A 26,774-nucleotide genomic window follows, 5' to 3' on the forward strand; every position below is an offset into this window, starting at 1 on the left:
AACGAAGAAGGGCCGCCCCGGCATCCCGGGACGGCCCTTCTTTCGGTGATGCGACTAGCCCTTAGGCAATCGTCTGTCCGGTCTTCGCCCAGTCGGACAGGAAACCCTCGATCCCCTTGTCGGTCAGCGGGTGCTTGACCAGCTGACGGATCACTGCCGGCGGCGCGGTCATCACATCCGCACCCAGCTTGGCGGCTTCAAGAATGTGGATCGGATGGCGAACGCTGGCGACCAGGATCTCGGTCTCGAACGCGTAATTGTCATAGATCAGCCGGATATCGCCGATCAGGTCCATCCCGTCGAACCCGATATCGTCGTGACGGCCAACGAACGGCGAGATGAACGTCGCTCCCGCCTTCGCCGCGAGCAACGCCTGATTGGCCGAGAAACACAAGGTGACATTGACCATCGTGCCGTCGCTGGTCAGCGCCTTACACGCCTTCAACCCCTCGATCGTCAGCGGCAGCTTGACCGCGACATTGTCGGCGATCTTCCGCACGATCTCCGCCTCGCGCATCATGCCCTCATAGTCGAGCGCGACCACTTCGGCCGAAACCGGTCCGTCGACGATGCCGCAGATTTCCGCGACGACCTCGAGGAAGTTGCGCCCTGCCTTGTGGATCAGCGACGGGTTGGTGGTCACGCCATCCAGCAGCCCGGCATCCGCCAGCTCACGAATATCGTTGGTGTCGGCGGTGTCGGCGAAGAACTTCATGGGCCTGCTCCGGTGAAATGTGACAGTTGAATGACGCCGCGCTATGGGCTGCGCGACTCTGTTCGCGAAGCCCTCTAACACCGGACTCCGATGCGCTCCATCCTCATCGCTCTCCCGCTGCTGATCGCCGCCCCGGCCTGGGCACAAGGTGACGACAGCGAACTCTGGCTCACCGCGACCGGAGAGGTCGCGGTGGCGGACAAGACCAGCATCGAACTCAGAATCGATCAACCGCTTCAGCGACGATTCGGGCGGACTGTATGAGATCGAGCTGGCCGCCGGGGTGAAGCGCAGCCTCGGCGATGGCTGGTATATCGGCGGTGGCTATGTCCGCGTCGTCAACTATTCGCGCGGTACCGTCACCCGGACCGAAGACCGGCTGCGCGTGCAGGGCGGCTTCTCCACCGATGCCGGGCCGTTCAAGCTGTCGGGCCGGCTGCGGCTCGAACGACGCGCCGCATCGACCGGCGACGAGATCGGCTATCGGCTTCGTCCGAACATCAAGGCCGCGCTGCCACTCGGCAAAAGCGATTTCCGCCTGTTCGCGGCGCATGAGAGTTTCCTGCCGCTCGACGACACCGACTGGGGCGAGAATGCCGGGCACGACCGGATGCGCAATTCGATCGGGGTGAGCTGGAAGGCGAGCAAGGCGATCAGCGTCGAAGGCGGCTATCTCCACCAGTACCGCCTGCCCCGCAACGGCCGCACCAGCGCGACCGACCATGCGCTGACCTTCACGCTGGGCGTCAGCCTCTAACCAAAGGCTTCCCACGCAGCCCGCGAATGCCGATATGGGGCGGGCATGTCCCGCGCCCGCGTCATCGTCCTCAACTCCGCGCTCGGCCCGCTCGACTATCGCATCCCGCGCGGGATGCCGGTCGAGCCGGGGGCGATCGTTGTCGCGCCGCTCGGTCCGCGCCAACTGATCGGGGTGGTGTGGGAGGCAGAGCGTCTGCCGGTCGAGGAGATTGGCGACAATCGCCTCCGCAACCTCCTAGCCGTCGCCGACGCACCCCCAATCCCCGCTCCGCTGCGTCGGTTGGTCGAATGGACCGCCAACTATTATCTCGCCCCGCTCGCGTCGGTGCTGCGGATGGCGCTCAGCTCGACCTCGGCGCTGGAGGGCGGCAAGACCATCGTCGAATATCGCGCGACCGGCGAAGTGCCGCCGCGCATGACCGCGCAGCGCGAACAGGCGCTGGAGCGGATCGGCGACCGCCAAGGACTGATCCGCGAGCTGGCGACGATCGCCGATGTCTCCGATGGCGTGATCCGCGGACTGGTCAAGACCGGCGCGATCGAGGGCGTCACGGTCGCACTCGACACCCCCTATCCGCTGCCGGACCCAAGCTTCGGCGCGCCCGCGCTGTCCGACGAGCAGGAAAGGGTGGCGGCAACGCTGCGCGACGCAGTGCGCGATCAGCACTTCCAGCCCTTCCTGCTCGACGGCGTCACCGGATCCGGCAAGACGGAAGTCTATTTCGAAGCCGTCGCCGAAGCGATCCGCGCCGGGCGTCAGACGCTGGTGATGCTTCCCGAAATCGCGCTGACCGAGCCCTTTCTCAAGCGCTTCTACGCCCGCTTCGGGGTCGAGCCGGTCGCCTGGCATTCGGGCCTGCGCCAGTCGCAGCGGCGGCGGGCATGGCGCGCCATCGCGTGTGGCGAAGCGCTGGTGACGGTCGGCGCGCGTTCCTCGCTGTTTCTCCCCTATCCGAACTTGGGCCTCATCGTGGTCGACGAGGCGCATGAGACCAGCTTCAAGCAGGAAGAGGGCGTCCATTATCACGCGCGCGACGTCGCGGTGATGCGCGGGCATTTCGAAGGCTGCCCGGTCATCCTCGCCAGCGCCACCCCGGCGATCGAGACCCGGCAACAGGTCGCGCTGGGTCGTTACACCGAACTCAAGCTGCCCGATCGCTACGGCGTCGCCGAGATGCCCGCGATCGAGGCGATCGACCTGCTCGCCGACCCGCCGATGCGCGGTCGCTGGCTTGCGCCCAAGCTGGTCCGCGCGATCGACGCGACGCTGGAGCGCAAGGAACAGGTGCTGCTGTTCCTCAACCGCCGCGGCTATGCCCCGCTGACCTTGTGCCGCACCTGCGGGCATCGCTTCCAATGCCCCAATTGCACGGCGTGGATGGTCGAGCATCGGCTGATCAACCGCCTCGCCTGCCACCATTGCGGCCACACCATCCCGACCCCGCGCGCCTGCCCCGAATGCGACAGTGAAGACAGCCTGGTCGCGTGCGGTCCGGGCGTCGAACGCATCGCGGACGAGGTCGCCGCGCTGTTCCCCGATGCCAAAACCGCCATCGTCACCTCCGACACGATCTGGTCCCCGGCCAAGGCGGCGGAATTCGTCGCGCGGATGGAGGCGGGCGACATCGACATCGTCGTCGGCACGCAATTGGTGACCAAGGGCTACCACTTCCCCAACCTTACCCTCGTGGGCGTCGTCGATGCCGACCTCGGCCTTGAAGGCGGCGATCTGCGCGCCGCCGAGCGCAGCTTCCAGCAGATCTGTCAGGTCGCCGGGCGCGCCGGACGCGGCGAAAAGCCCGGCCATGTGCTCATCCAGACGCACAGCCCCAAGGCGCCGGTGATGCGCGCGCTGGTCAATGGCGATGCGGAGGGCTTCTACGCCGCCGAGACCGAAGCGCGACGCGAGGCGGGTGCGCCGCCCTTTGGCCGCTATGCCGCGATCATCGTGTCGAGCGAGGACAAGGACGCCGCGCTCGACACCGCCCGCGCGATCGGTCGCAGCGCGCCGCAGGTCGAGGCGATGCAAGTGTTCGGTCCTGCCCCCGCCCCGCTCGCCATGCTGCGCGGCCGCCACCGCTTCCGCCTGCTGGTCCATGCCCGCCGTGCGCTCGACGTGCAGGACGTGATCCGCGACTGGCTCGGTGCGCTGGAGTGGCCGGCCAAGGTGCGGGTGGTGGTCGATGTCGACCCATATAACTTCCTGTGATCGCTGACAGATCGAGGCTCGACGCGCCGATTGACGCGCGATAGCATCGCGCGGGGCTAAAGGTCGGGCGCGCGATCCAGGTCGGCTCGCCATTGGAGCACGCGCCCGTGGTCATCGGCAAGAAGGGGGATTGTCCGTGATTCGCTTACTCGCATTTGCGGTCGCGCTATTGGCATGCTCGGCTGTCGCTCGGGCAGAATGGTATGAGGCGAGTTCCGAACATTTCGTCGTTCTCGCCGATGACAGGCCGGAATCGATCACACGCTTTGCGAACGAGCTCGAGAAGTTCGAACGGACGATGCGTGTCTTCTACCCCAATGCCCGCCCGGCCGCTGCGGGTCCCGCTAACCGGGTGACGGTATTCGTTCTGTCGGGATCGGTATCGGTCGAAAAGCTGACCAAGGACAAGTTTACCCGCGGCTTCTACATCCCCCGCGCAGGTGCCAATGTCGCCTTTGTTCCGCGGGTGTCCGGGCAAAGCGAAGCCTATGAAATGTCCGGCGCCACCGTGCTGCGCCACGAATATGCGCACCATTTCATGTTCACCTCGCTCCCGGCCTCGTTTCCGCTGTGGTTCAGCGAGGGCTTCGCGGAATATTGGTCGACCGTTCGTTTCGAAAAGGATGGCGGCGCGCTGATCGGTGCCGCGCCCCAACATCGCGGCTTTGGGTTGCTCAGCGGCAACCCCCTTCCGGTCGACCAGCTTCTCACTCTGACGTCAAGCAAGCTGCCCGAGGACAAGCGCGAGGCAATCTATGGCCGCGGATGGTTGCTCACCCACTATCTGATGAGCGACCCGGAGCGCCAAAAGCAGCTTGGTGCCTATATCGCGGCAATGAACCGCGGCGAGTCGCTGGAGAAGGCCGCGCTCGCATTTGGCGACCTCAAGGAGCTCGGCAAGGCGCTCGACAAATATCTGCGGAGCACCCGCCTCACGGCCAAGCGGATCCCGGCGTCTGCGCTTGCGACGGCACCGGTTACGTTGCGCAAGCTGACCCCGGGAGAGGTTGCGACCATGGCGGTGCGTGTTCAATCGCGCGCGGGGGTCGATGCGGAGGAGGCCAAGCAGGTCGTTCTCGACGCGCGCAAGGCCGCCGCACCCTATCCATCCGACCCCGGTGCCCAGGAAGCGCTGGCCGAAGCGGAGTATGATGCGGGCCATTACGCACTCGCGCTCGCCGCTGCGGACCGGGCGATTGCCGCCGCCCCCAAGCGCACCGAAGCCCTGCTCTACCGCGCAATGGCGAAATTCGCGCTGGCCGAAGAGGGCGACGGCAAGCCAGAGGACTGGGTGGCAGTCCGTCGCGCGATCGTCGCCGAAAATCAGGCGGACCCGGAGGATCCGCGCGCGCTGATCCTCTTTTACCGCAGCTATTTTTCTGCCGGCGAACCGCCGACCAAAAATGCCAAGCTGGGCCTGGCCAGAGCCTATGATATCGCGCTGTTCGACCTTGGCCTGCGGATGAACGCGGCGACGATGTTCCTCAACGATGGCAATCGTGCCGAAGCGCGCGAGGCGCTGAGGCTGGTCGCCTTTCATCCGCACGGCGGCGGGATGGGAGCCCAGGCCCGCGCGATGATTGCGGCCATCGACCGCGGCGATCCTCCGGCAAAGGTCTTCGCGGCGCGGGCTACAGACCAGCAAGAGGATGAGAGCGAGAAAACGAAGGAACCCGCAGACTGAGCGCGACGCCGGCTTGGGGTTGCACCACCGCATCGCTTTGGCGAAGGAAGGCTGGTTCGGGCGGAGGCGCGTTGTGTTGACTCGATTGTTGCTGACACTGGCGCTGCTGCTCGGTCTGGCGACCCCGGCGCGCGCCGATGACGATATTTCCGCCGCCGGGCGCGGCGTGGTGCGCATCGTCACGATCGCGACGGTCGAGGGCGAAGTGGTCGGGTTCGGCCATGGCAGCGGCTTTGCCGTCGCGCCCAATCGCGTGTTGACCAACGCGCATGTCGTCGAATCCGCCGAGCGCTACCCCGGCAATGTCCTGATCGGCGTCGTCCCGTCAGAGGGCGACAAGTCGTTCCAGGGCCGGCTGATCGCGATCGACAGCGACCGCGACCTGGCGCTGATCGAATTCACCGGCATCCGCCTGCCATCGCTCACCTTCTATTCCGGCCCGGTCAGCGAGGGGGACTCGATGATCGCGCTCGGCTATCCCGGAAATGTCGATCTCGCCACCGCACGCACGTCCGCCGACTTCATCACTCCGCTGACCCCGATCCGCTCACAGGGCGTGTTCTCCGGTCGCCGCGACCTTCAGGGGGTGAAGGTATTGCTCCACACTGCCGGCATCGCACGCGGCAATTCGGGCGGTCCTTTGCTCGACCCGTGCGGGCGCGTGCTCGGTGTCAACGCGGCGCTGACCCGCGCCGACGATGGCGACGCCAGCTTCGGCTTTGCGATCAGCAATGAGGAGGTCGCCGCGTTCCTGCGTGAGGCGAAGCAACCGATGCCATCCAACGGCGTCGCCTGCACCAGCATCGCCGAACGCCTGGCACAGGATCGCACCGCCGCCGAACAGGCGCGCGCAGCGGACGAACTGCGCGCGCGCGAAGCCGCCGCCAAGGCGGCCGCCGACCGCGAGGACGCGATCCAGACCGCACGCAGCGAGAATATCGTGACGCGCGAAAACTATATGGCCGGGGCCGCCCTGCTGCTGGTGATGGGGGCGTTCGCGCTCGGCATTGCCGGACTGCTGCTGACCCGCGAACAGAAGCGCGAGGCGATCCTGACTGCGCTCGGCGGCGGCGCGCTGATCGCCGCATCGGTCGCGACCTTCATCCTCCGTCCCGCCTTCGACCCTGCCGCGGTCGATGGCGGGGCGCGCGTCGCGGTGCCGCCGCCGGTCGCGCAGCCCGGTGGCCTGGGCAAGATGGTCTGCACGATCGACCCCGTCCGCTCGCGTGTTACCGTGTCGGATACCAAGGATGTAGCGATCGACATCAACCCCGAAGGCTGCGTCAACGGTCGCACCCAATATGCCGAGGCGGGGCAGAACTGGCAGCGCATCCTCGTGCCGGATGACGAGGCGACCGTCTCGGTGCTCGAATATGCGCCGACGACGCGCACCTATTCGACCACCCGCTACCTGCTGTCTGCCGCGCAGATGGACACCGCGCGCAAGCGGCGGGCGGACGTCAAGGTCAAGTCCTGCTCGACAGACCCCAGCGCGCGCGCAGAACTCGCCACGCGCCAACAGTCGATCCGCACCGCGCTGCCACAGATATTCAACGAGAGGCTGGTCTATAGCTGCAAGCCGGCGGGTTAGGCGCGATCGATCCGCGCGGCGAAGCAGCCATGCGCGGCATTGTGCGCATGGATGTACGCGATCTCGGGCCGGGCGAAGAGGTCGCCGATCCGCGCCTCGGCATCCCCCGCCAGCGCAAGCAATGCGCCACGCAGCATCCCGTCCGCGTCATAGCCGCGCAGCGCGATCGGGCGGTTGGCGAAGACCGGCGGCAAGCTGCCCTCGAACCGGTTCGCCACGACCGCGGACTCGCGGACATAGATCGCATAGGCGTTGCGGTAGGGCGTGGCGACGGCATGATCCGCGTGGTTGAGCAGCAACACCGTCTCACCCGGCTCGGCATCCTCAAGCGTGATGCGGCACGGATAACCGGGCTTGGCATCGGCGCGCACCCGGATCACGCCCTGCTCCGTCAGCGCGTCGTCAGACTGGCCGAACAGCGGCGAGAAGGGTTCGGGGCTGAGCCCGGTGACGATGTAGCTCATTCCTCGACCCCTTCGCGTGCGCGCAGCACCAGCTTGCGCTCGATGCCATAGGCATAGCCGCCCATGCTCCCGTCGCTGCGCTGGGCGCGGTGGCACGGGATGATGATCGCGACATTGTTCGCGCCGCACGCCGTTCCCGCCGCGCGCACCGCGCCAGGCCGGCCGACCGCGATGGCGAGCTGGGTGTAGCTCAGCGTCTCGCCCGGCGGGATCGCGCGCAGCGCCTGCCACACCGCCTCCTGGAACGCGGTCCCGCGCACGTCCAGCGGCAGGTCGGTATGTCGTCCAGGCTGCTCCACCTCCGCCACCACCCGGGCCGCAAGATCGGCAAGCGCCGCACCGCCCGCCACGATCTCCGCGCGCGGGAAGCGGGCGGCGAGCGCAAGGCTGTCCTCATCGAACGCCACCCGGCACAACCCCTTGTCGGTAGCCGCGATCAGCAGCGGCCCCAGGCTGGTCGGCGCGACCGTCCAGCGGATCGTCACCCCCGCACCGCCATTGCGCCACGCGCTCGGCGTCATGCCCAGCCGGTCGGCGGCAGTTTCGTAAAAGCGGCTGGGCGCGGAATAGCCCGCCTCGTAAATCGCATCGGTCACGCTGTCCTCCGTATCGAGCGCGGCGGCGGCACGGCGTGCCCGCACCCCCGGGCATAGGCGGCCGGGGTCACCCCGGTCGCCCGCTTGAACAAGCGCTGGAAATGGTGCGGCGCATAGCCGACCTGCGCGGCCAGCGCCTCCAGCCCGATGGTCTCCTCCGCCCCCTCCAGCAGCGCGACCGCCTTCGCCACAGCGACCCGCTCACGCCCGATCTCGTCGGGCTTGCAGCGCAGGCACGCGCGCAACCCCGTCGCCCGTGCACTCGCCGCATCGGGAAAGAAGCGGACATTGCTGCGCAGCGGATGCCGCGCGGGGCAGCTCGGCTTGCAATAGATGCCGGTGGTCAGCACCCCCGCAATAACCCGCCCGTCATAGGCGCGGTCGCGGCGTTGAAAGGCTTCCCAGGCCTCATCGTCGGAGAGGATCGCGTCGTTCATGTCCCCCGATATAGCGCATCGCACCAACATCGCTTCCCGCGCATTGCGTCCAAAGCGCGACGCCATTAGGGGGACGCTTTCCCGCAGCTTTCAGGGCAGGCGAATGGCGGACGCACCACTGATCGGCATTGTCATGGGCAGCACCTCCGACTGGGAGACGATGCGCCACGCCGCCGAGACGCTCGACGCGCTCGGTATCGCGCATGAGACCAAGGTGGTGTCCGCGCATCGCACCCCGCAACGGCTCTACGATTACGCAACGGGCGCAGCGGATCGCGGACTCAAGGTGGTGATCGCCGGCGCAGGCGGCGCGGCGCATCTGCCCGGCATGGCGGCGTCGATGACGCATCTCCCCGTGCTCGGCGTACCGGTGGAATCCAAGGCGCTGAAGGGCATGGATAGCCTGCTTTCGATCGTCCAGATGCCCGGGGGCATCCCCGTCGGCACGCTGGCGATCGGCAAGGCGGGGGCGATCAACGCCGGCCTGCTCGCCGCCGCGATCCTCGCCACCAGCGACACTGCGCTCGCCGAACGGCTCAAGGCATGGCGCGCGCGCCAGACCGAAAGCGTCGCCACGGATCCCGAATGACCGCGATCCCGCCCGGCAGTACCCTCGGAATCCTGGGCAGCGGCCAGCTCGGCCGGATGATCGCGGTCGCCGCCGCGCAGCTCGGCTATCGCGTTCACATCTATGCACCCGAAAGCGGCCCGGCGTGCGATGTCGCCGCCGCCTTCACCTGCGCCGCCTATGACGACGAAGCCGCGCTCGCCGCCTTCGCGCGCGACTGCGCCGTGGTTACCTATGAGTTCGAGAATATCGACGCGCGCGCCGTCGCGACGATCGCCGCCCATGCGCCCGTCCGACCGGGTCGCGCCTCACTCGAAACCGCCGCACATCGCTGGCGGGAAAAGCGGCTGGCAGAAGAATGTGGCGGGCGTCCTGCGGCGTGGCACGCGGTCGCATCACGCGCCGATCTCGACGCCGCGATCGCCGCGATCGGCACCCCCGCAATCCTCAAGACCGCGACCGAAGGCTATGACGGCAAGGGCCAGGTCCGCCTGACCTCCGCCGCCGACGCCGACCCCGCATGGGCCGCGCTGGGCGGACGCGAATGCGTGCTCGAAGGGCTGGTCGCCTTCACCCATGAATTCTCGGTGCTGCTGGTGCGCGGCGTCGACGGCACGAGCATCGCCTACCCCACGCCGCACAACGAACATGTCGGCGGCATCCTCGACCGATCGACCGCCCCCGCACCCACCGCGATCCTCGAACAGGGCCCCGCCGCCATCGCACTCGCGACGCAGTTGGCGGACCGACTCGACCATGTCGGGCTGCTGACCTGCGAGTTCTTCGCCACGCCCGACGGCCCGGTGTTCAACGAAATGGCCCCGCGCGTCCACAATAGCGGCCATTGGACGATCGAGGGTGCAGAAACCTCGCAGTTCGAAAATCATGTGCGCGCAGTGCTCGGCCTCCCGCTCGGCCCGGTGACCCTCACCGGCACGTCGGTCGAGATGCGCAACCTGATCGGCGACGATGTCGATGCCTGGCACGAACTGCTCGCCGAACCCGGTACGCATCTGCACCTCTACGGGAAGCATGAGGCCCGCCCGGGCCGCAAGATGGGTCACGTTACCCGCGTGACCCGCTAGGCTCAGGTAACCTTCTTGTAGATCGTCACGCCCAGAACCAGGAACAGCACAGCCACCGCCAATGCGATGAAGAACAGGATCTTGGCGATATCCCAGGCAAACCCGGCAATCCCGCCAAAGCCCAGCAGCCCGAGCACGAGCGCGATGATCGCGAAGATGAAGGCAGCACGCAGCATCTGAAATCTCCCTCTATGCGAAGGAGAACGCGCCAGCCGCCCGGAGTTGCCCCGCACCCACGAAAAAGCCCGCCACTCCGAGGAGCAGCGGGCCATTTCATTTCACGACATCGCCTAGATCAGGCGCGCGTGCCCTCCATCGGGAAGCTGCCGAATGCACCAGCCGTCACGGTGCCCTTGATCGCGTCGCCATCGATCGTGGCTTCGCAGGTCAGCGTCATCGGCATCGGGATGGTGATGTCGAGCGACCAGCTCAGTTTGTCGCCATCGACCTTGCCATTCTTGATCTCGGTCGTCCCCATCGCGCCGGCATAGGTGCCGGTGAAGCTGTCGCCCGCGCTGGTTACGGTGAGGGTCGCCTTCTGGTCGCCCATCGGCGAGTGGGTTACGGTATCCCAGCTTCCATCGACATTCGCCATGCTCGTCTCTCCTGCAATCCGGTGTCGCCTCAGTTGCCGCCGGCGCCAGGGCCGACGGCTTCAGGCTTCACCACCTCGACAGGCAGGCCGAGGCTGTCAAGCTGCGGCCGCACCTTCGACGCATCGCCGACCACGACCCATACCAGCTTGTTCGGGTCGAGAGCCGCGCGTGCCGCAGCGTCAACCTGCGGGATGGTCAGCGCGCGATATTTTTTTGCCAGCTGCTCCTGATAGTCGTCGGGGCGGCGCATGAAGTCGTTCGACTGCATCGCGCCCAGCACCGCGCCTGCGGTTTCATACTGGCCCGCCATGCGGCGAATCGCGCTGATCACCGACCGGTCGAACTCGGTCTTGGTGATGCCCTTGTCGCCCAGATAGCCCTTCAGCTCCTTCTGGATCTCGAGGATTGCCGGGCCCGTCTTGTCGGCCTGGACCGGGGCCGAGACGATGAACGGCACCGCATGCTCCAAACGGCTGATGCCGCCGCGCGCGCCATAGGACCACGCCTTGTCCTCGCGCAGGTTCATGTTGATGCGCGACAGGAAGTCGCCGCCCAGCACTTCGGTGGCGGTGCCGAGTGCGATCGGATCGGCGAATGGATCGACCGGCGTCATCTGACCGGCAAGGATCAGCGACTGGGGCGAATCCGGCCGGTCGATCAGCAGGATCTTGGGCGCGGCCTGTTGCGGCTTGGCGGCGAAATCCTTGGTACCGGCGGCACCTTCGCCCTTCCAGTCGCCGAACTTCGCCTCGAACGCCGCCTTCACCTCCGCGATCGGACGGTCCGACACAACGAAGATCTTGGCCTTGTCCGGGCGGATCCACGCCTTGTAGTAGTTGACCAGATCGTCGCGGGTCAGCTTCTTCACTGCGGCCGCGTCGCCGGCCAGCGCGGCGGTCTTCGCATAGGGCGAATCCTTGCCATAGATCAGCGTCGGCATCGCCATCTGCGCCAAGCCAGCCGGGTTCGACCGAATTTGGGCGATCTGCGCGAGCGTCTGGTTGCGCACCCGCTCGATCTCCGCCTGCGGGAAGCTCGGGTTGCGCGCAATATCGGCCATCAGGTCGAGCGAACCGGCCAGGTTCGGGCTCGGTGTGAACATCGAGATGGTCGCGCGATCGGCACTGCTGTCTGCGCCGATACCCGCGCCCAGCCGCTCCTGCGCCTCGGCGATTTGAACCGAGTTGCGGGTCGCCGTTCCTTCCTCAAGCAGCGCGAGCGTCATCCGCTCGGTGCCGAGCGCGGTCGGCACGTCGGATGCAACACCCGCGTCAAATGTGATGACCGCCTGTGTCACCGGCACCGCATCGCGCTGTGCATAGACCAGCTCGATCCCGTTCGACAGCGTGGTGCGGGTAACGGTCGGGAAGTCGATATCCTTGACCTCCGCGACGCCGGGCAGCTCGCCGCGCGTACCCTTTACCACTTCGTCCGCGACCTTGACCTTGTCCTTGGGAGCACCGGCGGCCTCGGCATAGGCTTCGCGCGCACCCGGCTCGATCGTCAGCGCATAGACGGGACGCGACAGCCACTTGGCGGTCACTGCCCGCGCCTGTTCCGGCGTCACGGCGGCCAGCGTCGCGAGCTGTTTCTTGTAATAGCCCGGATCGTTCATGTAGAGCGCGCCCGACGCCAGCGTCACTGCCTTGCCGCCAAAGCCGCCAACCGATTCAAGACCACGAATGCGCGACGACGCAGTGCGCGTCTTGTATCGCTCCAGTTCTTCGGCGGTAGGACCCGTCTTGATGAAATCGGCGATGATCGCGTCGAGCCGTTCGCCCACCTTGGCCGCATCGACACCCGGACGGACATCGGCGGAGATCAGCACCATCCCGGCCTGTGCCATCGACTGGTTGAACGCGCTGACGCCGACCGCCAGCTTCTCCTGCTTGACCAGGATATTGTCGAGCCGCGAGCTGGCAAGGCCGCCCAGCACGCCGACCGATGCGTCGAGCACGGTCGAGTCCGCCTCGCGCATGCCCGGCACCGCCCACATGCGATAGATGCGGGTCACCGCGACGCGATCCTTCATCACTTCCGCCTTGGCCTCGGCCAAGGTCGGCACCGTGATCTTGGGCTCGGCTGTCTTGGGACCGGCCTTGATCGCGCCGAAATACTTCTCGACCAGCGGCCTGGCGGTCTTGGCGTCGATATCGCCCGCCAGCACCAGCACCGCATTGTTCGGGCCATAATATTGGCGGAACCAGTTCTTGACGTCGTCGAGGCTGGCGGCGTCGAGATCGGCCATCGAACCGATCGTCGAATGGCGGTACGGGTGTCCCTCGGGGAACAGCCCCTCGGTAATCTTGTAGCGCAGCAGGCCATAGGGCTGGTTGTCACCTTGGCGCTTCTCGTTCTGCACAACGCCACGCTGCTCGTCGAGCTTCGCCTGGGTCACCGCGCCGAGCAGATAGCCCATGCGGTCGCTCTCCAGGAACAGCGCCCGGTCGAGCGCAGCGCGCGGCACGGTCTGGAAATAGTTGGTGCGATCGACATTGGTCGTGCCGTTGTAGTCGGTCGCGCCTACTTCCTTGAGCGGCTCGAAGAACTCTCCCGGCGAATTCTCGGAGCCATTGAACATCAGGTGTTCGAACAGATGGGCAAACCCGGTCTTGCCCTTCGGCTCATGCTTCGACCCGACATCGTACCACACGGCGACGCCGACGATCGGTGCCTTGCGATCGGTATGGACGATGACGCGCAGACCGTTGGCGAGCACGAACTGCTCATAGGGAATGTCAACCCGCTTCACGAGATCGGCGACGGGCACGGCTGCGACCGTCGGAGCGGGAGCCTGCTGGGCGTATACGGGGGCGCTGAGCACGACCGCGATCGCGGTCAGGCTGGCAAAGGCTGGTTTCATGGTGCGGAGAGTTCCCGAAGTGGAAGGTATCGACCGCAACAACATACCGGCCTGTCGAGGGCGCGCAACCCTGCGTTGTTTTCCCAGCTTGCTGCTGCATCATCGGCGCGGCAGCATCAAATCGTGCGACATAGAATTATTGCAGAGGGGCTTGTGTTGCAGAATTGCAACACCATCTCCCACGGTGAAGGAGAGCAGGGACGATCATGAATCTCGAAAAATTCACCGACCGCGCCAAGGGCTTCCTTCAGTCCGCCCAGACCGTCGCCATTCGCATGAACCACCAGCGGATCAGCCCCGAGCATCTGCTGAAAGCGCTGCTCGAGGATGAGCAGGGGATGGCCGCCGGGCTGATCCAGGCGGCGGGCGGCGACGCGAAGCGCGCGGTAGCGGAAACCGACGCGGCGCTCGCCCGCGTTCCCGCAGTCACGGGCAGCGGAGCGCAACAGGCACCGGGACTCGACAATGACGCGGTGCGGGTACTCGACCAGGCCGAACAGATTGCGGGCAAGGCGGGCGACAGCTTCGTCACGGTCGAGCGGCTGCTGCTCGCACTCGCACTTGCCTCGACCACCAATGCCGGGCGCGCACTCGCCGCCGCCGGGGTGAAGCCTGAGGGGCTCAACGCGGCGATCGTCCAGCTGCGCGGCGGCCGCACCGCAGACACGGCGGGGGCGGAGGACCGCTATGACGCGCTCAAGAAATTTGCCCGCGACCTCACCCAGGCGGCGAAGGACGGCAAGCTCGATCCCGTGATCGGCCGCGACGAGGAAATCCGGCGGACGATCCAGATCCTCGCCCGCCGCACCAAGAACAACCCCGTGCTGATCGGCGACCCCGGCGTCGGCAAGACCGCGATCGCCGAAGGGCTGGCGCTGCGCATCGCCAATGGCGACGTGCCCGACACGCTCAGGGACCGCACATTGATGTCGCTCGACATGGGCAGCCTGATCGCGGGCGCAAAGTATCGCGGCGAGTTCGAGGAGCGACTGAAGGGCGTGCTCGACGAGGTGAAGGGCGCGGACGGCCACATCATCCTGTTCATCGACGAGATGCACACGCTGATCGGCGCGGGCAAATCCGAAGGTGCGATGGACGCGGGCAATCTTTTGAAACCCGCCCTCGCGCGCGGCGAGCTACATTGCATCGGTGCGACCACGCTTGACGAGTATCGCAAGCATGTCGAGAAGGACCCGGCACTGCAGCGGCGGTTCCAGCCGGTCTTCATCGGCGAGCCGACGGTCGAGGACACCATCTCGATCCTGCGCGGCCTCAAGGAAAAGTACGAGCTGCATCACGGGGTCAGGATCACCGACGCGGCGATCGTCGCGGCCGCGACCCTGTCCAACCGCTACATCTCCGACCGCTTCCTGCCCGACAAGGCGATCGACCTGATGGACGAGGCGGCGAGCCGCATCCGCATGGAGGTTGAGAGCAAGCCCGAGGAGATCGAGACGCTTGATCGCCGCATCATGCAGCTTCAGATCGAGCGCGAGGCGTTGCGCAAGGAAAGTGACCAGGCGTCGAAGGATCGGCTCACCGCGCTCGAAGCCGAACTCGCCAATCTGGAGCAGCAATCCGCCGAGCTGACCGGCCGCTGGCAAGCGGAAAAGGACAAGATCGCGGGGGAGGCCAAGATCAAGGAAGCGCTCGATCACGCGCGCCTCGAACTCGAACAGGCGCAGCGCGCGGGCGACCTCGCCAAGATGGCCGAGCTCAACTACGGCACGATTCCCGCGCTGACCAAGCAGCTTGAGGAGGCGCAGGCCACCACCGGCGTCGCGATGCTGCGTGAGGAGGTGACCGCCGACGACATCGCCGGCGTCGTCAGCCGCTGGACCGGCATTCCCGTCGACCGCATGCTGGAGGGCGAGCGCGAGAAATTGCTCGCGATGGAAGAACAGCTTGGCAAGCGGGTGATCGGCCAGCAGGCGGCGGTCAAGGCCGTCTCCACCGCGGTGCGCCGCAGCCGCGCAGGGCTGCAGGACCCGAACCGACCGCTCGGGTCGTTCCTGTTCCTGGGGCCGACCGGCGTCGGCAAGACCGAATTGACCAAGGCGCTCGCCGAATTCCTGTTCGACGATTCGAGCGCGATGGTGCGCATCGACATGAGCGAGTTCATGGAGAAGCACAGCGTCGCCCGCCTGATCGGTGCCCCTCCCGGCTATGTCGGATACGAAGAGGGCGGCGTGCTGACCGAAGCCGTCCGTCGTCGCCCGTACCAGGTCGTGCTGTTCGACGAGGTGGAGAAGGCGCATGGCGATGTCTTCAATATCCTGCTCCAGGTGCTCGACGACGGCCGCCTGACCGACGGTCAGGGCCGCACGGTCGACTTCACCAACACGATCATCGTGCTGACGTCGAACCTCGGCAGCCAGTTCCTGACGCAGCTTGAGGACGGGCAGGATGTATCGAGCGTCGAGCCGCAGGTGATGGAGATCGTCCGCGCGCATTTCCGCCCGGAATTCCTCAACCGCCTCGACGAGATCGTGCTGTTCCATCGCCTTGGCCGCGACGAGATGGCGCCGATCGTGGACATCCAGGTCGCCCGGCTCGGCAAGTTGCTTAAGGATCGCAAGATCACGCTCGACCTCACGCCTGAGGCGCGCGACTGGCTGGGCCGGGTCGGCTATGACCCGGTCTATGGCGCACGCCCGCTCAAACGGGCGGTGCAGCGTTATGTCCAGGATCCCCTCGCCGACGCAATCCTGCGCGGCGAGGTGCGGGACGGTGCGACCGTCAAGGTGAGCGAGGGCGATGGCGGGCTCGTGCTGAGCGCGACCTGACGAGCCGGCGCGCGCACCGCCAAGAGTACGCAGCTACCAGCCTGGCGTCCGGCTCACCCGCACACGGCGCGGGCCGGACGCAGCTTCGTATTTCCTCGGTAGAACTGGCGCTTACGGGCCGCCCGCGGGTCGGCCGGTGCCGTGATCGACGATGGCGCGCGCGACGGAGTTCCCCGATTCGGCGAGGCGCGTCCATTCCGCGCGCGTCTTGCACACGCGCTCCTTGCGCGCGATCGAGCCGGTCACTTCGATCCGCTTGCACACGCGCTCGCTGCCCGGATCCTGCGCCGGCGTGGCGGGCGTGGGCGTCGTTGCCTGCATCGCAGCGGCAGCCAGTAGAGACGTTACGAACATGGGGAATCCCTCTTTACAGAAGGATTGATCGTAACATGACCAGTTCGGGTTACAATAGTGCGATGCAGCATTATTCGGTGACGCGGTCCGCCAGGGCACAATAATCGGCGATCACCGACTGTTCGTCAGATGTAAGGTGCGGATTCCACACGTCGAAGATCAGCACGGCGCGCAGTTCATCGCTGTCATTCCATGCTTCATGCTCGATCGTGTCGTCGAAGGCGAAGGCTTCGCCCTCGACCCACGAGCGCGTCTCGCCTCCCACCCGGAACCCGCACTCCGGCGGTACGATCAGCGGCAGGTGGACGATCGCGCGGGTGTTGGTCACGCCGGTATGCGGCGGGATGCGCGTGCGCGGCTTCAGGAGCGAGAAGAATGCGCTGGGTGCCCGTCCCGGGATGCGCGCACCCGGTAATGCCGCCAGCACCGCGGCCGTGCGCGGGCAACGATCGAGTACCGGCTGGTTGGGCGCGCCATACTCCCACAAAAAGCACGCACCCCAGGCGAGATTATGGTTGAGCGGATCCCAGCGGGTTTCGGGCGTCCCCTTGTCCATACGCACATAGGGCCGCAGCGCTTCGCCCGGATCGGCCAGCAGCGCTTCCAGCTCGGCGCGGATCGCCGGTGCCTCGGTCCGCAGCTGCGCGAACCAGGGAAAATGCCCCGCGTCGAAAAACTCGTCGGCGGGCAGGAAGGGATAGTGCAGCCCTGCGCACTCGTTGCGATAGATCGCACGCCGCCCCAGAGCATGATCGAGAAACGCTCCGGCGCGCCGCCGTGCCGTGGCGTCGAATCCGGAAACGGCGGGGGACAGCGCCGCTTCCACCGCCTCGGCGATCGTCGCAGTCTGCGCTGCGCAATAGGCGCGTCCATGGTCGAGCAGCGCCCGCAATTCGGGTGCCGGCTCTGCGATCTGTGCACCCAGCTGGACCACTGCGCTCCAGCGGGTCAGCGCGTCGCGGCGCTCCTCACGCCGTTCGTGCAGCTGGGCGAGGCGGATCAGCGCGCCGAGATCGCGCTGGTCACAGCCGAGCGCCCCCTCGAGCGCCGCGCGTTCGGCGGCGTCGTCGCCGAGCAAACGGTACGCATGGGCAAGGTTGCGGTGCAGGCTCCCGGCACCGGGATCCGCCGCCGTGGCCTGTGCGAACAACTGCGCCGCGCTCGCCGCATCGCCCGCGCGAAGTGCGGCAAGGCCACGCGAATTGGCTTCCTGGGACGATATCGACATGACATTGGCGTAATGACACGTCGAGACGATGGAAAGAGAGATGGTTGCCCGATTTTGCGAACCGGCTAGATCCGCGTGCATCCATGGCTGACCCCGTCTTTGATCCCACCGATCCGACCTGGCTGGCGCACCGCTATGACCGGGCGAGCGACCGCATCCTGTATCGCCATGTCCCGCGCGCGATGCATGGCGAGGGGCCGTTCCTGACCGACGAGCTGGTGGGGGATCGGCCCCAGCACATCGGGTCGCGCAGCGATGCGGTCGCGGCGGCGCGTGCACAGGTAGCGCCGGTCCATTTTCTGTTCCACTCGGCCTTTTGCGGATCGACCGTACTTGCCCGCGCGATTGACCTGCCCGACTATGCGATGGCCTTGTCAGAACCGGTGTTGCTCAACGACATCGTCGGAATTCGCCGCCGTGGCGAGATGGCGGGGCCGGAAATCGCACGGCTGCTCGACGACGCGCTGCTGCTGCTCGCGCGACGCTGGGGACCGGACGAGACGGTTGTGCTCAAGCCGTCCAACATCGTTGCGGGGCTGATGGGGCCGATGCTGGCGCTGCGTCCCGACGCGCGCGCGCTGCTGCTGTATGCGCCGCTGCCCGACTTCCTCGCATCGGTGGCGCGCAAGGGGTTGTGGTGTCGGCTATGGGTGCGCGAGCTGCTTGAGGGGATGCTGCGCGAGCGGCTGGTCGATCTCGGGTTTGAGCCCAATGACTATTTCCGGTTGAGCGACCTCCAGGTCGCGGCGGTGGGGTGGATTGCCCAGCACCGTCTGTTCGCCACGCTCGCCGCCGCGCATCCCGGGCGGGTGTTCACGCTGTCGTCCGACCGGCTGATGGCGGACCCTGCGCGCGCGCTCGGCGCGCTGGCGCGGCGTGGATTCATTCCGGAAAGCGCCGCTGCGGCGGGGCTGCTCGACGCCAATCCCGCGTTTCGGCGGCACAGCAAGGACGGGCGCGACTTCTCGCCGGAAGCGCGCGCGCTGGAACGGGCGGCAGCCGACGCCGCGCATGGCGACGAGATTGCCAAGGTGCACGACTGGGCACGCGCGGTGGCGGCCAGTGCCGGGGTCGCGCTCGACCTACCCGCAGCGCTGCTGGACTGAACCCAACGAACATCGATGTGCGCTCGCCGCACCCGGCGGCGGCACGCCCGCGCTTTTCCAGACGGCAGGCATGAAAAGGGGAGCGGGCATTGCTGCCCACTCCCCCGATTCAGTTCCGATCCGATCAGAAGCGGATCTTGGCAGCTGCCACGTAGCGGCGACCGATCGAGTCGTAGGTCGACGGGAAGGTGTTGCCGCTGTTGAACGAGGTCGACCCCGCTTCACCACCGACCAGCGGCGGATCACGATCGAACAGGTTCTGGACGGTGAACGACAGAGTGAAGTTGTCGCTGACAGTGAACCGGGTCGACAGGTCGAAATAGTCATAGGCCGGGATTTCGTTGAAGTTTTCAACGGTGCCCGCCAGGCCCCCTGCACTCGCCGGCAGCGTGCCGTTGAACAGGTTGCGCGAGCCAGTCGAGAAGCCGCGTGCCGCGAAGTCAGATGCCTGACCTTCGTACACGGTGCCCCCAACGTGGCGCCACAGGAGCGACACGTCGAGCGCCTCGATCGACATGGTCGTACGCAGCGACCACTGCCACTCGGGGATCGGCTGACCGCAGTTGGCCGAGAAGTAGCCGACGCAGTCACGATCGTAGCTGACCGAGGTGGCCTGGAACTTCGACTTTTCGGTCCAGGTCACCGCGCCCGTGAAGCTCAGCTTTGCGAAGCCGACATCGTGCGAATAATCGGCACGAACGTCGATACCGCTGGTCTCGAGCTTGCCCAGGTTCGAGGTCGCCAGGAACAGACCACCCGTGGTGTTCGGGTCGCCGTTCAGGCCGCCGGTAAGCGGATCGCGACGGATCTGGGTGCATGCCAGCGTGGTCGATGCGCCCGCAGCCGGGGTGTTACCCGAACCGAAGCACGCACGGATCGCGTCGCCTGGGGTGGGCGAGGTGATCGCACCGTCGATGCGGATGTTGAAGTAATCCACCGACATCGAGAAGCGCGGCAGGAAGGTCGGCGTGAACACGGCACCGACAGTCCAGGTCTTTGCGGTTTCCGGCTGCAGGTTGATGTTACCACCACCCGTTGCGTTCGCCTGACCCGCGATCGGCTGCGCGATCGAGTTGACGTTGCCCGTCGTCGCGCCCTGCGCAAGGCAGACCGCGCGAAGTTCGCCGGTCGGGGCCGAACGGCCCGGGATCGGCGCACCCGCGTCGTTGAACACGGCGCACGGATCGTCGGTCAGGTTGGTCAGACCCGTGTTCACCGGCGAGAACAGCTCGGCGATGTTCGGGGCGCGGACCGCGCGGGCATAGTTGCCGCGGAACTTGATGTCTTCGATCGGGCTCCAGCTTGCCGCGACCTTCCAGGTCGTGGTGTCGAACGACGGGTTGGTCGGCGCGTCGACCGTGTAGGACGAGTAGCGAATGCCGCCCTCGATCGTCAGGTCTTCGAAGAACGGCTTGTCCTGAACCAGCGGAACGATCAGTTCGCCGATGGCTTCATAGACCTTGTAGCCGCCTTCGATGTTCGGAGCGGCGCCACCGGCACCGCCCAGATCACCGCCTGCTGCGAGCGTATCCGACGCCTGCGACGCCTTATACTCGCGGAACTCGCCACCGGCCGCGAACGCGATCGAGTCGGTGCCGAACGGGCTGGCGAAGCCGAGGTCGCCGGTCAGCATTGCGCGTGCCTGGGCCATCGACACCTTGGTACGGACGGTCGAGACTTCGTTCAGGAAGTCCACCGCGCCCGCGGTCCAAGTGCTGTTGTTCTCAGGACCGAACCAGTTGATCGGAACGCAGCCCGCCGCGGTGCCCGCGAAGCAGCTGGTGGTGTTGGCCGCCAGGAAGCTGTCACGCACGCGCGAGTTCAGCGTGTAGCCCTTGATCTGCTGCAGGTTCTCGGACTCGCCGTAGCTGCCCCAGACATCCCAGTCGATCGAGTCGGTGACCGCACCCTTGAAGCCGAGGCGGTAGTCGAAGAAGGTGGTCGTGTATTCGCTGATACGCGGACCGACTTCGGTCGCACGACGGAACAGCGAGCTGGTGACCGTGCGATAGGCCGCGTCGCCCGGGCGCAGCGCCGGGTTGGCGGCGGCGGTGCAGGTCGCCGCGTCGATGCCGTTGGCCGAGCAGAAGGTGTTGCGCAGCGCGGTGGTCAGGAACGGGTTGTTCAGCGGGATCGCAACCGCGATGCCGAACGCGCCCGACGGAGCGATGATCGTCTCGACAGTGTTCTTCGAGAAGATGCCGCGGGTGTAGACTTCGACCGCGTCGCTGATCTCGTAGTTCGCCGCGCCGTACATGTTGTAACGCTCGAACGGCGTCTGATAGACGTTGTACGGGTTGAAGTTGAACGCAGCAAAGGCGGTACCCGGGTTGAAATCGGTGCCCGCCGCGTTGACCTGACGGGTGCCCTGGCCGGGGAGCGAGAAGCGCGACGGAACCGCCGTGCCCGAGCCGCCGCCGCCGCCCGAGGTCGAGCTCAGACCGAACAGACCATGGATGCGCGCGCCCTGATAGATCGGGTCGGCTTCCTGATACCCGACGCTGAACACCGCGTTGCCGCGTCCGCCGTCGAAGTTCGCACCGATCGTGACGTCGGCGCGGAAGGTGTGGCCATCGCCCAGCTCGGTGATCTGGTTCGAGACATTCGCCTCGAAGCCCGCGAAGTCACGGCGGGTGATGAAGTTGACCACGCCCGAAACAGCGTCCGCACCATAGGTGGTCGACGCGCCGCCGGTCAGAACGTCGACGCGCTCGATCAGCGCGAGCGGAACGTTGTTGAGGTCGAACCGGCCGTTCAGTTCGGCCGGGACCAGGCGAACACCGTCGAGCAGGACGACGTTGCGGTTCGAGCCCAGGTTGCGCAGGTTGACGAACGACGCACCGCCGTTGCCGTTGTTGACCGCCGAGCCGACCGACGGCGTGACGCCCGGAAGCTCACGCAGCAGTTCTTCTGCGACGTTCGCCTGCTGCAGGTCGATTTCGTCGGAGCCGATCACGGCGACCGGGGTCGCCTGTTCGAGGTTCGGGTTCTTGATCAGGGTGCCGGTGATGACGACTTCCTGCGAGTCTGCAGGTGCAGCCTCATCCTGCGCGAAAGCAGGCGATGCCGCCATCGACACGCCGATCAGGAGCGTCGACGCCATCAGGCGCGTGCGAAGATTGGATTTCATAGGTTCAAACCCCCTAAGTCTGACCAGATTGGCCATCTGTGGTCGGCCGGACAAAAGCCGGCTCTATCGTGCGTTCTAGGACTGCGCTTTCCCGCGCTGCAATGCGCAATCATTCAACCGCATTCGTTTCGTATCCACTGTGACAAATACGACACATTTATGTAATGCTGCACTGCAGCATGATTATTTGATGATGCAGCTAGGGCGCAGGAACGATAGATAATTACGCAGGAGGAACTCTCATGCGCCTGGCCGTTGCCGTTCTGATCGCCGTCCTGCTGCCCGCCAGCGCCGCCGCGCAGGATTCGGGGGTGGGTGACCGCTCGTCCGTCCTGGTCGACGACATCGCAAAATGCCGGGGCATCGCCGATTCCGGCGCGCGCCTCGCCTGCTTCGACAAGGCTGCGGCGGCGCTTCAATCCGCGCGCGACAAGCGCGAGCTGATCGTGGTCAGCAAGGACACGGTCAAGCAAACCCGCCGCCGCCTGTTCGGCATTGCGTTGCCGCGGATCAAGCTGTTCGGCGACGGCGTGGACGATGACGAGGAGACCGTCGTCAATTCGATCACCGCCAAGGTCGTTTCCGCGCACAAGACCGACCGCATCCGCTGGCGGATCAAGTTCGACGACGGGTCGACCTGGACGACGCTGGAGGACTTCCGGGTGAAGGAGCCCAAGTCGGGCGACACGATGGAAGTCAGGCGCGCCGCGATGGGCAGCTTCATGGGATCGCTCAATGGCGGGCGTGCGGTGCGGATGATGCGGGTCGAGTAACGGCCCGCGCTACCTCAATCCGCAGTAACCGGCATCGACCCCGCGATCAGCAGCGGGTCGATCCGGGAATTGCCCCATTTCATGCCCCAGTGCAGGTGCGGCCCGGTCGAACGACCGGTGGTCCCGATCGCACCGATCGTCTGCCCCCGGCGCACCAAATCCCCCACCTTCACGTCGATCCGCGACAAATGCAGGAACGCACTGTTGAGGCTCATCCCATGGTCAAGCATCAACAGCTTGCCCTCCAGCGTGAAGTCCTGGTGCGCCGCCAGAATTACGACTCCGTCGGCGGGCGCGATCACCGGAGTACCGCTGGGCCGGGCCACATCCACCCCGGAATGATAGGAACCGGGCTCGCCCTTGTAGATGCGCTGCGACCCGAACAGGCCCGAGATGCGCCCGGTCACCGGCCACATGAAATCCTGACGCCAGCCCTGAACGTCATGCGATTTCGCCCGCGCCGCATTGATCTGTGCCAGTTCGCCGGGGCGACGGCGCTGAAACTCCGCAGTCGGTTGGGAATAGCGCGGCAGCGTGTTCAGCCGCTCGATCCGCCAGGCGCGTGGCTGAATCGTCAGGCTCTGGCGCAGGACGCTGCCGTCGACCCGCGTCGCGATCAGCTCGGCGCTGCCCCCGCATCGCGGTCGAACGCAATCAGGAAACGGCCATCAGGAGCGACCGGAACGGCGCGACCATCAAGGGTGAGGCGGCTGGTCAGCGCTGGCGCGGTGCCCAGTACGGTGCCGCCCTGAATCATCGGGCCGTCGAAGCGAAAGGCGTTGCGGGTCTGCGCTGACTGGGCCGGGATCGCCGCGGCGACAGGCGGGGGCAGAGCGGCGACGGCGGGCGCGATCGGTTCGGGCACGATGCTGCACGTGCCCATCAGCACGAGTGTTGTGCCCGCGACGATCGTCCCGCCAAGTTTCCTCACGCCGTGGTCATCGCCTTCGTCGCGATCTCCGCCGAGGCATAGGCCTCCTGATCGGCAACGCTCCAGTAACGCAGCGCGTCGAGCGAGATCTTTTCCCCGCTCACCGCGCAGACAACATGATCGCCCGACGACAGCACGCGAAAGCCGTTCGCCATATAATGAAGCCGCGCCGGACGGGCGGAATTGGACGACATCAGCATGGCAACGCTCACTCTTTGCAATTGGGGCGGGCTAGAACAGGCCGGGCTGTTCGGGCTTGTCCCCAGCATAGGGCTTGCCGCCGCCGCGCTCAACCCGCGCGTCCACCGGGCCGTCTCGGAAATGAAGGGTCAGCGCCCCGGCGGCGCGCGCGTCCGCGGCGCTGGCGATCACCTTGCCGCTCGCCTTGGCGCCGACCCGGACATAGCCGCGCTGCAGCAGATTGTCGGGATTGACCGCTTCGAGCAGCTTGCGTGCACCTTCCAGCCGATGGCGCAACCCCTCCAGCTTTCGCTCCAGCACCGCCGGGCGCAGCGCCCCGCCCGCTCGGTCGAGCACACCGCGCGCCACCGTAACCCGCCGCTCCAGCCCGCGATCGAGCCGCGCGGCGAGGTCGTCGGCCTTTTGCCGCTGCGGCCCGAGCAGCGCATCGCGCCGGGGAATGACGCGAACCAACGCCTGCAGCCGTTCACTGCCGCGCTCGTGGTAACGGCGCGCGCAACGTTCCGTCCGCAGCGCGAGGGTCGCGATATGGTGGCTAAGGTCGGCGCGCACCGGCACCGCCAGCTCCGCCGCCGCAGTCGGGGTCGGCGCGCGCATATCCGCCGCGAAATCGCACAAGGTGGTGTCGGTCTCATGCCCGACTGCCGAGATGATCGGGATGCGGCACGCCGCAACCGCACGCACCACCGGTTCCTCGTTGAACGCCCACAGATCCTCGATCGAGCCACCACCGCGCGCGACGATGACCAGATCGGGACGCGGCACCGGGCCATTCTCCGGCATCGCATCGAACCCGCGCACCGCTGCCGCGACCTCCGCTGCCGCGCCATCGCCCTGCACTTTGACCGGCCACACCAGCACCCGCGTCGGGAAGCGATCCGCCAGCCGGTGGAGGATGTCGCGGATCACCGCGCCGGTGGGCGAGGTGACGACGCCTATAACCCGGGGCGCAAAGGGTAACGACTGCTTGCGCGACGCATCGAACAGCCCCTCGCCCGCCAGCTGCGCCTTCAGCTTCTCGAACAGCGCCATCAAGGCGCCTTCGCCGGCCAGCTCCATCCGCTCGATCACGATCTGGTATTTCGACCGTCCCGGATAGATGGTCAGCTTGCCGGTCGCGACCACCTCGACCCCGTCCTGCGGGCGGAACGGCAGACGGTCGGCGGCGCCACGCCACATCACCCCGTCGATCACCGCATCGGCATCCTTCAGCGCCAGATAGACATGCCCCGACGCCGCGCGCTTATAGCCCGAAATCTCGCCGCGCAGCCGGACATGGCCGAACTCGCCCTCGACCATCCGCTTCAGCTTCTGCGACAATTCGCCAACCGACAGCGGCGCATCATTGTCCCCTTCCCGCCCCTCGGCTACCAGCCGCGGATTATCGAAGTCGTCGAAGGGGTCTGACATGAACGTCCTGTTGCTTGGGTCGGGTGGCCGCGAACATGCGCTCGCCTGGAAGCTCGCGCAATCGCCCCGGCTCGATAGCCTGCATGCGATCCCCGGCAACCCCGGAATCGCCGATCATGCGACCTGTCACGACGTGCCGTTGACCGATCATGCGGCCGTCATCGCCTTTTGCCGCGCGCACGCGATCGGTTTCGTCGTGGTCGGCCCCGAAGCACCTTTGGTCGATGGCCTGAGCGACGCGCTGCGCGCCGCCGGGCTCCCGGTGTTCGGCCCGTCGCGAGCTGCCGCCCAGCTGGAGGGGTCGAAGGGCTTCACCAAGGATCTGTGCGCGCGCGAGAATATCCCGACCGCCGGTTATGTCCGCGTCCGCGACCTCGACACCGCCCGCGCCGCGCTGGCCCGCGACTTCGGACGACCGGTGGTGATCAAGGCCGACGGCCTAGCTGCGGGCAAGGGCGTCACCGTCGCGATGAGCGAGGACGAAGCCCAGGCCGCCATCGCCGCGATCTTTGAGAAACCCGGCGGCGAAGCGGTGATCGAGGAGTTTCTGGAGGGCGAGGAGGCGAGCTTCTTCGTCATCGCCGATGGCACGAACTTCGTGACCTTCGGATCGGCCCAGGATCACAAGCGCGTCGGCGACGGCGATGTCGGGCCGAACACCGGCGGCATGGGCGCCTACAGCCCCGCCCCGGTGCTGACCCCGGCGCTTGAAGCCGAAGCGATCGAGACGATCATCAAGCCGACGATCGCAGGTATGGCCAAGGCCGGAACCCCCTATTCGGGCGTGCTCTACGCCGGCCTGATGCTCACCCGCACCGGACCGAAACTGATCGAATATAACGCGCGCTTCGGCGATCCCGAATGTCAGGTGTTGATGATGCGGCTGGAGGACGACCTGCTCGACCTGATGCTGGCGACCGAGGCGGGCTCGCTTGCTGGTCGTGCCGCGCCCCGTTTCTCGGAAAACACCGCGCTCACGGTGGTGATGGCAGCTAGGGGCTATCCCGGGACGCCCGAGACTGGCGGCGCGATCGGCGGGATCGACGCGGCGGAAGCGACCGGCGCGAAGGTGTTCCAGGCAGGCACCCGGCTGGACGGCGGGAAACTGGTCGCAGCGGGCGGTCGCGTCCTCACCGTCACTGCGACCGGTGCCAGCGTCACCCAGGCACAAGCCGCCGCCTATCGCGCGGTCGATGCGATCGACTTCCCCACCGGCTTCGCCCGCCGCGACATCGGCTGGCGCGAAGTGGCGCGGGAGCGGAGCTGACCGCGAATCTGACACTTTCAG

Annotated in this window: 21 protein-coding genes and 2 pseudogenes; 11 read left to right on the forward strand and 12 right to left on the reverse strand. The window is 66.6% G+C overall.

Annotated elements, in window-relative coordinates; genetic code table 11:
* Positions 1-61 precede the first annotated feature (61 nt).
* A complete protein-coding gene (gene fsa / locus LRS08_RS07190; protein WP_257844314.1) occupies positions 62-715 on the reverse strand; it encodes a fructose-6-phosphate aldolase in 654 nt (217 codons plus the stop codon).
* A 90-nt stretch (positions 716-805) separates the two neighbouring features.
* On the opposite strand from fsa, the gene LRS08_RS07195 reads away from it, so the two are divergent.
* From LRS08_RS07195 to LRS08_RS07215, 5 genes are all read left to right on the forward strand, one after another.
* Positions 806-979 (forward strand): hypothetical protein, encoded by a 174-nt coding sequence (locus LRS08_RS07195; protein ID WP_260481710.1) that lies wholly within the window; start codon positions 806-808, stop codon positions 977-979.
* 7 nt (positions 980-986) lie between these two features.
* Complete coding sequence (locus LRS08_RS07200; RefSeq protein WP_260481660.1) at positions 987-1,472, forward strand: DUF2490 domain-containing protein; 486 nt, start codon at positions 987-989, stop codon at positions 1,470-1,472.
* A gap of 45 nt (positions 1,473-1,517) precedes the next feature.
* Positions 1,518-3,683: a primosomal protein N' gene (locus LRS08_RS07205; RefSeq protein WP_257844312.1), complete on the forward strand. Its 2,166-nt coding sequence runs from the start codon at positions 1,518-1,520 to the stop codon at positions 3,681-3,683.
* Positions 3,684-3,819: 136 nt separating this feature from the next.
* The gene (locus tag LRS08_RS07210; RefSeq protein ID WP_260481500.1) at positions 3,820-5,367 is read left to right on the forward strand and encodes a DUF1570 domain-containing protein; all 1,548 of its coding nucleotides are present in this window, start codon (positions 3,820-3,822) and stop codon (positions 5,365-5,367) included.
* Between the two features lie 73 nt (positions 5,368-5,440).
* Entirely contained in the window at positions 5,441-6,958 is a 1,518-nt protein-coding gene (locus LRS08_RS07215; RefSeq protein ID WP_308222996.1) for a trypsin-like peptidase domain-containing protein, read from the forward strand.
* Here the strand turns inward: LRS08_RS07215 and LRS08_RS07220 are convergent.
* A complete protein-coding gene (locus LRS08_RS07220; RefSeq protein WP_257844309.1) occupies positions 6,955-7,422 on the reverse strand; it encodes a DUF1203 domain-containing protein in 468 nt (155 codons plus the stop codon). The two genes, LRS08_RS07215 and LRS08_RS07220, sit on opposite strands and share 4 nt — an antisense overlap.
* A pseudogene (ada, locus tag LRS08_RS07225) lies at positions 7,419-8,455 on the reverse strand (bifunctional DNA-binding transcriptional regulator/O6-methylguanine-DNA methyltransferase Ada). Before ada ends, LRS08_RS07220 begins: the two are co-directional and overlap by 4 nt.
* A 103-nt stretch (positions 8,456-8,558) precedes the next feature.
* Between ada and purE the strand changes: the two are divergent.
* Both purE and LRS08_RS07235 read left to right on the forward strand, forming a co-directional pair.
* Positions 8,559-9,044 carry a 5-(carboxyamino)imidazole ribonucleotide mutase gene (purE, locus tag LRS08_RS07230; protein WP_257844307.1) on the forward strand — a complete coding sequence of 162 codons (486 nt, stop codon included), beginning with the start codon at positions 8,559-8,561 and terminating at the stop codon, positions 9,042-9,044.
* Positions 9,041-10,108 carry a 5-(carboxyamino)imidazole ribonucleotide synthase gene (locus tag LRS08_RS07235; RefSeq protein ID WP_257844306.1) on the forward strand — a complete coding sequence of 356 codons (1,068 nt, stop codon included), beginning with the start codon at positions 9,041-9,043 and terminating at the stop codon, positions 10,106-10,108. Before purE ends, LRS08_RS07235 begins: the two co-directional genes overlap by 4 nt.
* Positions 10,109-10,110: 2 nt before the next feature.
* Here the strand turns inward: LRS08_RS07235 and LRS08_RS07240 are convergent, their stop codons facing one another.
* The 3 genes from LRS08_RS07240 to LRS08_RS07250 all read right to left on the reverse strand — a co-directional run bounded on the left by LRS08_RS07240 (position 10,111) and on the right by LRS08_RS07250 (position 13,567).
* Entirely contained in the window at positions 10,111-10,284 is a 174-nt protein-coding gene (locus tag LRS08_RS07240) for a DUF1328 domain-containing protein (protein WP_257844305.1), read from the reverse strand.
* Positions 10,285-10,403: 119 nt separating this feature from the next.
* The gene (locus tag LRS08_RS07245; RefSeq protein WP_257844304.1) at positions 10,404-10,703 is read right to left on the reverse strand and encodes a hypothetical protein; all 300 of its coding nucleotides are present in this window, start codon (positions 10,701-10,703) and stop codon (positions 10,404-10,406) included.
* 29 nt (positions 10,704-10,732) lie between these two features.
* The gene (locus tag LRS08_RS07250) at positions 10,733-13,567 is read right to left on the reverse strand and encodes a pitrilysin family protein (RefSeq protein WP_257844303.1); all 2,835 of its coding nucleotides are present in this window, start codon (positions 13,565-13,567) and stop codon (positions 10,733-10,735) included.
* A gap of 206 nt (positions 13,568-13,773) precedes the next feature.
* On the opposite strand from LRS08_RS07250, the gene clpB reads away from it, so the two are divergent.
* Positions 13,774-16,353: an ATP-dependent chaperone ClpB gene (clpB, locus tag LRS08_RS07255; protein ID WP_257844302.1), complete on the forward strand. Its 2,580-nt coding sequence runs from the start codon at positions 13,774-13,776 to the stop codon at positions 16,351-16,353.
* Between the two features lie 111 nt (positions 16,354-16,464).
* On the opposite strand, the gene LRS08_RS07260 is transcribed toward clpB, so the two are convergent.
* Both LRS08_RS07260 and LRS08_RS07265 read right to left on the reverse strand, forming a co-directional pair.
* Positions 16,465-16,707 (reverse strand): hypothetical protein, encoded by a 243-nt coding sequence (locus tag LRS08_RS07260; RefSeq protein WP_257844301.1) that lies wholly within the window; start codon positions 16,705-16,707, stop codon positions 16,465-16,467.
* Positions 16,708-16,777: 70 nt separating this feature from the next.
* Positions 16,778-17,935, reverse strand: a complete 1,158-nt coding sequence (locus LRS08_RS07265) for an aspartyl/asparaginyl beta-hydroxylase domain-containing protein (RefSeq protein ID WP_260481501.1) — start codon at positions 17,933-17,935, stop codon at positions 16,778-16,780.
* Positions 17,936-18,018: 83 nt separating this feature from the next.
* Here LRS08_RS07265 and LRS08_RS07270 point away from each other — a divergent pair, with 83 nt between their 5' ends.
* Positions 18,019-19,041 carry a hypothetical protein gene (locus tag LRS08_RS07270; RefSeq protein ID WP_260481502.1) on the forward strand — a complete coding sequence of 341 codons (1,023 nt, stop codon included), beginning with the start codon at positions 18,019-18,021 and terminating at the stop codon, positions 19,039-19,041.
* Positions 19,042-19,165: 124 nt separating this feature from the next.
* Here the strand turns inward: LRS08_RS07270 and LRS08_RS07275 are convergent, their stop codons facing one another.
* The gene (locus LRS08_RS07275) at positions 19,166-22,144 is read right to left on the reverse strand and encodes a TonB-dependent receptor domain-containing protein (RefSeq protein WP_260481503.1); all 2,979 of its coding nucleotides are present in this window, start codon (positions 22,142-22,144) and stop codon (positions 19,166-19,168) included.
* Positions 22,145-22,413: 269 nt separating this feature from the next.
* On the opposite strand from LRS08_RS07275, the gene LRS08_RS07280 reads away from it, so the two are divergent.
* Positions 22,414-22,944, forward strand: coding sequence for a hypothetical protein (locus LRS08_RS07280; RefSeq protein WP_257844295.1), 531 nt, complete (start codon positions 22,414-22,416; stop codon positions 22,942-22,944).
* Between the two features lie 14 nt (positions 22,945-22,958).
* On the opposite strand, the pseudogene LRS08_RS07285 reads toward LRS08_RS07280, so the two are convergent.
* From LRS08_RS07285 to xseA, 3 genes and pseudogenes are all read right to left on the reverse strand, one after another.
* Positions 22,959-23,827, reverse strand: a pseudogene (locus LRS08_RS07285) (M23 family metallopeptidase).
* A gap of 44 nt (positions 23,828-23,871) precedes the next feature.
* Positions 23,872-24,075 (reverse strand): DUF2093 domain-containing protein, encoded by a 204-nt coding sequence (locus LRS08_RS07290; protein WP_374580654.1) that lies wholly within the window; start codon positions 24,073-24,075, stop codon positions 23,872-23,874.
* A gap of 31 nt (positions 24,076-24,106) precedes the next feature.
* The gene (gene xseA, locus LRS08_RS07295; protein WP_257844294.1) at positions 24,107-25,486 is read right to left on the reverse strand and encodes an exodeoxyribonuclease VII large subunit; all 1,380 of its coding nucleotides are present in this window, start codon (positions 25,484-25,486) and stop codon (positions 24,107-24,109) included.
* Between xseA and purD the strand changes: the two genes are divergently transcribed.
* Positions 25,485-26,753 carry a phosphoribosylamine--glycine ligase gene (purD, locus tag LRS08_RS07300; protein WP_257844293.1) on the forward strand — a complete coding sequence of 423 codons (1,269 nt, stop codon included), beginning with the start codon at positions 25,485-25,487 and terminating at the stop codon, positions 26,751-26,753. The two genes, xseA and purD, sit on opposite strands and share 2 nt — an antisense overlap.
* Positions 26,754-26,774: the final 21 nt, after the last annotated feature.

The sequence above is a fragment of the Sphingomonas sp. J315 genome (genome assembly GCF_024666595.1).
GTDB lineage: Bacteria > Pseudomonadota > Alphaproteobacteria > Sphingomonadales > Sphingomonadaceae > Sphingomonas.

Bases quoted from the DNA above. Each gene is read 5' to 3' on its own strand.
- LRS08_RS07265 (WP_260481501.1), bottom strand. From the start codon at position 17,935: ATGTCGATATCGTCCCAGGAAGCCAATTCGCGTGGCCTTGCCGCACTT.
- LRS08_RS07205 (WP_257844312.1), top strand. From the start codon at position 1,518: ATGTCCCGCGCCCGCGTCATCGTCCTCAACTCCGCGCTCGGCCCGCTC.
- LRS08_RS07290 (WP_374580654.1), bottom strand. From the start codon at position 24,075: ATGCTGATGTCGTCCAATTCCGCCCGTCCGGCGCGGCTTCATTATATG.
- LRS08_RS07245 (WP_257844304.1), bottom strand. From the start codon at position 10,703: ATGGCGAATGTCGATGGAAGCTGGGATACCGTAACCCACTCGCCGATG.
- LRS08_RS07280 (WP_257844295.1), top strand. From the start codon at position 22,414: ATGCGCCTGGCCGTTGCCGTTCTGATCGCCGTCCTGCTGCCCGCCAGC.
- LRS08_RS07270 (WP_260481502.1), top strand. From the start codon at position 18,019: ATGGCTGACCCCGTCTTTGATCCCACCGATCCGACCTGGCTGGCGCAC.
- purD (WP_257844293.1), top strand. From the start codon at position 25,485: ATGAACGTCCTGTTGCTTGGGTCGGGTGGCCGCGAACATGCGCTCGCC.
- LRS08_RS07240 (WP_257844305.1), bottom strand. From the start codon at position 10,284: ATGCTGCGTGCTGCCTTCATCTTCGCGATCATCGCGCTCGTGCTCGGG.
- LRS08_RS07260 (WP_257844301.1), bottom strand. From the start codon at position 16,707: ATGTTCGTAACGTCTCTACTGGCTGCCGCTGCGATGCAGGCAACGACG.
- LRS08_RS07220 (WP_257844309.1), bottom strand. From the start codon at position 7,422: ATGAGCTACATCGTCACCGGGCTCAGCCCCGAACCCTTCTCGCCGCTG.
- LRS08_RS07250 (WP_257844303.1), bottom strand. From the start codon at position 13,567: ATGAAACCAGCCTTTGCCAGCCTGACCGCGATCGCGGTCGTGCTCAGC.
- clpB (WP_257844302.1), top strand. From the start codon at position 13,774: ATGAATCTCGAAAAATTCACCGACCGCGCCAAGGGCTTCCTTCAGTCC.
- purE (WP_257844307.1), top strand. From the start codon at position 8,559: ATGGCGGACGCACCACTGATCGGCATTGTCATGGGCAGCACCTCCGAC.
- fsa (WP_257844314.1), bottom strand. From the start codon at position 715: ATGAAGTTCTTCGCCGACACCGCCGACACCAACGATATTCGTGAGCTG.
- xseA (WP_257844294.1), bottom strand. From the start codon at position 25,486: ATGTCAGACCCCTTCGACGACTTCGATAATCCGCGGCTGGTAGCCGAG.
- LRS08_RS07235 (WP_257844306.1), top strand. From the start codon at position 9,041: ATGACCGCGATCCCGCCCGGCAGTACCCTCGGAATCCTGGGCAGCGGC.
- LRS08_RS07195 (WP_260481710.1), top strand. From the start codon at position 806: ATGCGCTCCATCCTCATCGCTCTCCCGCTGCTGATCGCCGCCCCGGCC.
- LRS08_RS07275 (WP_260481503.1), bottom strand. From the start codon at position 22,144: ATGGCGTCGACGCTCCTGATCGGCGTGTCGATGGCGGCATCGCCTGCT.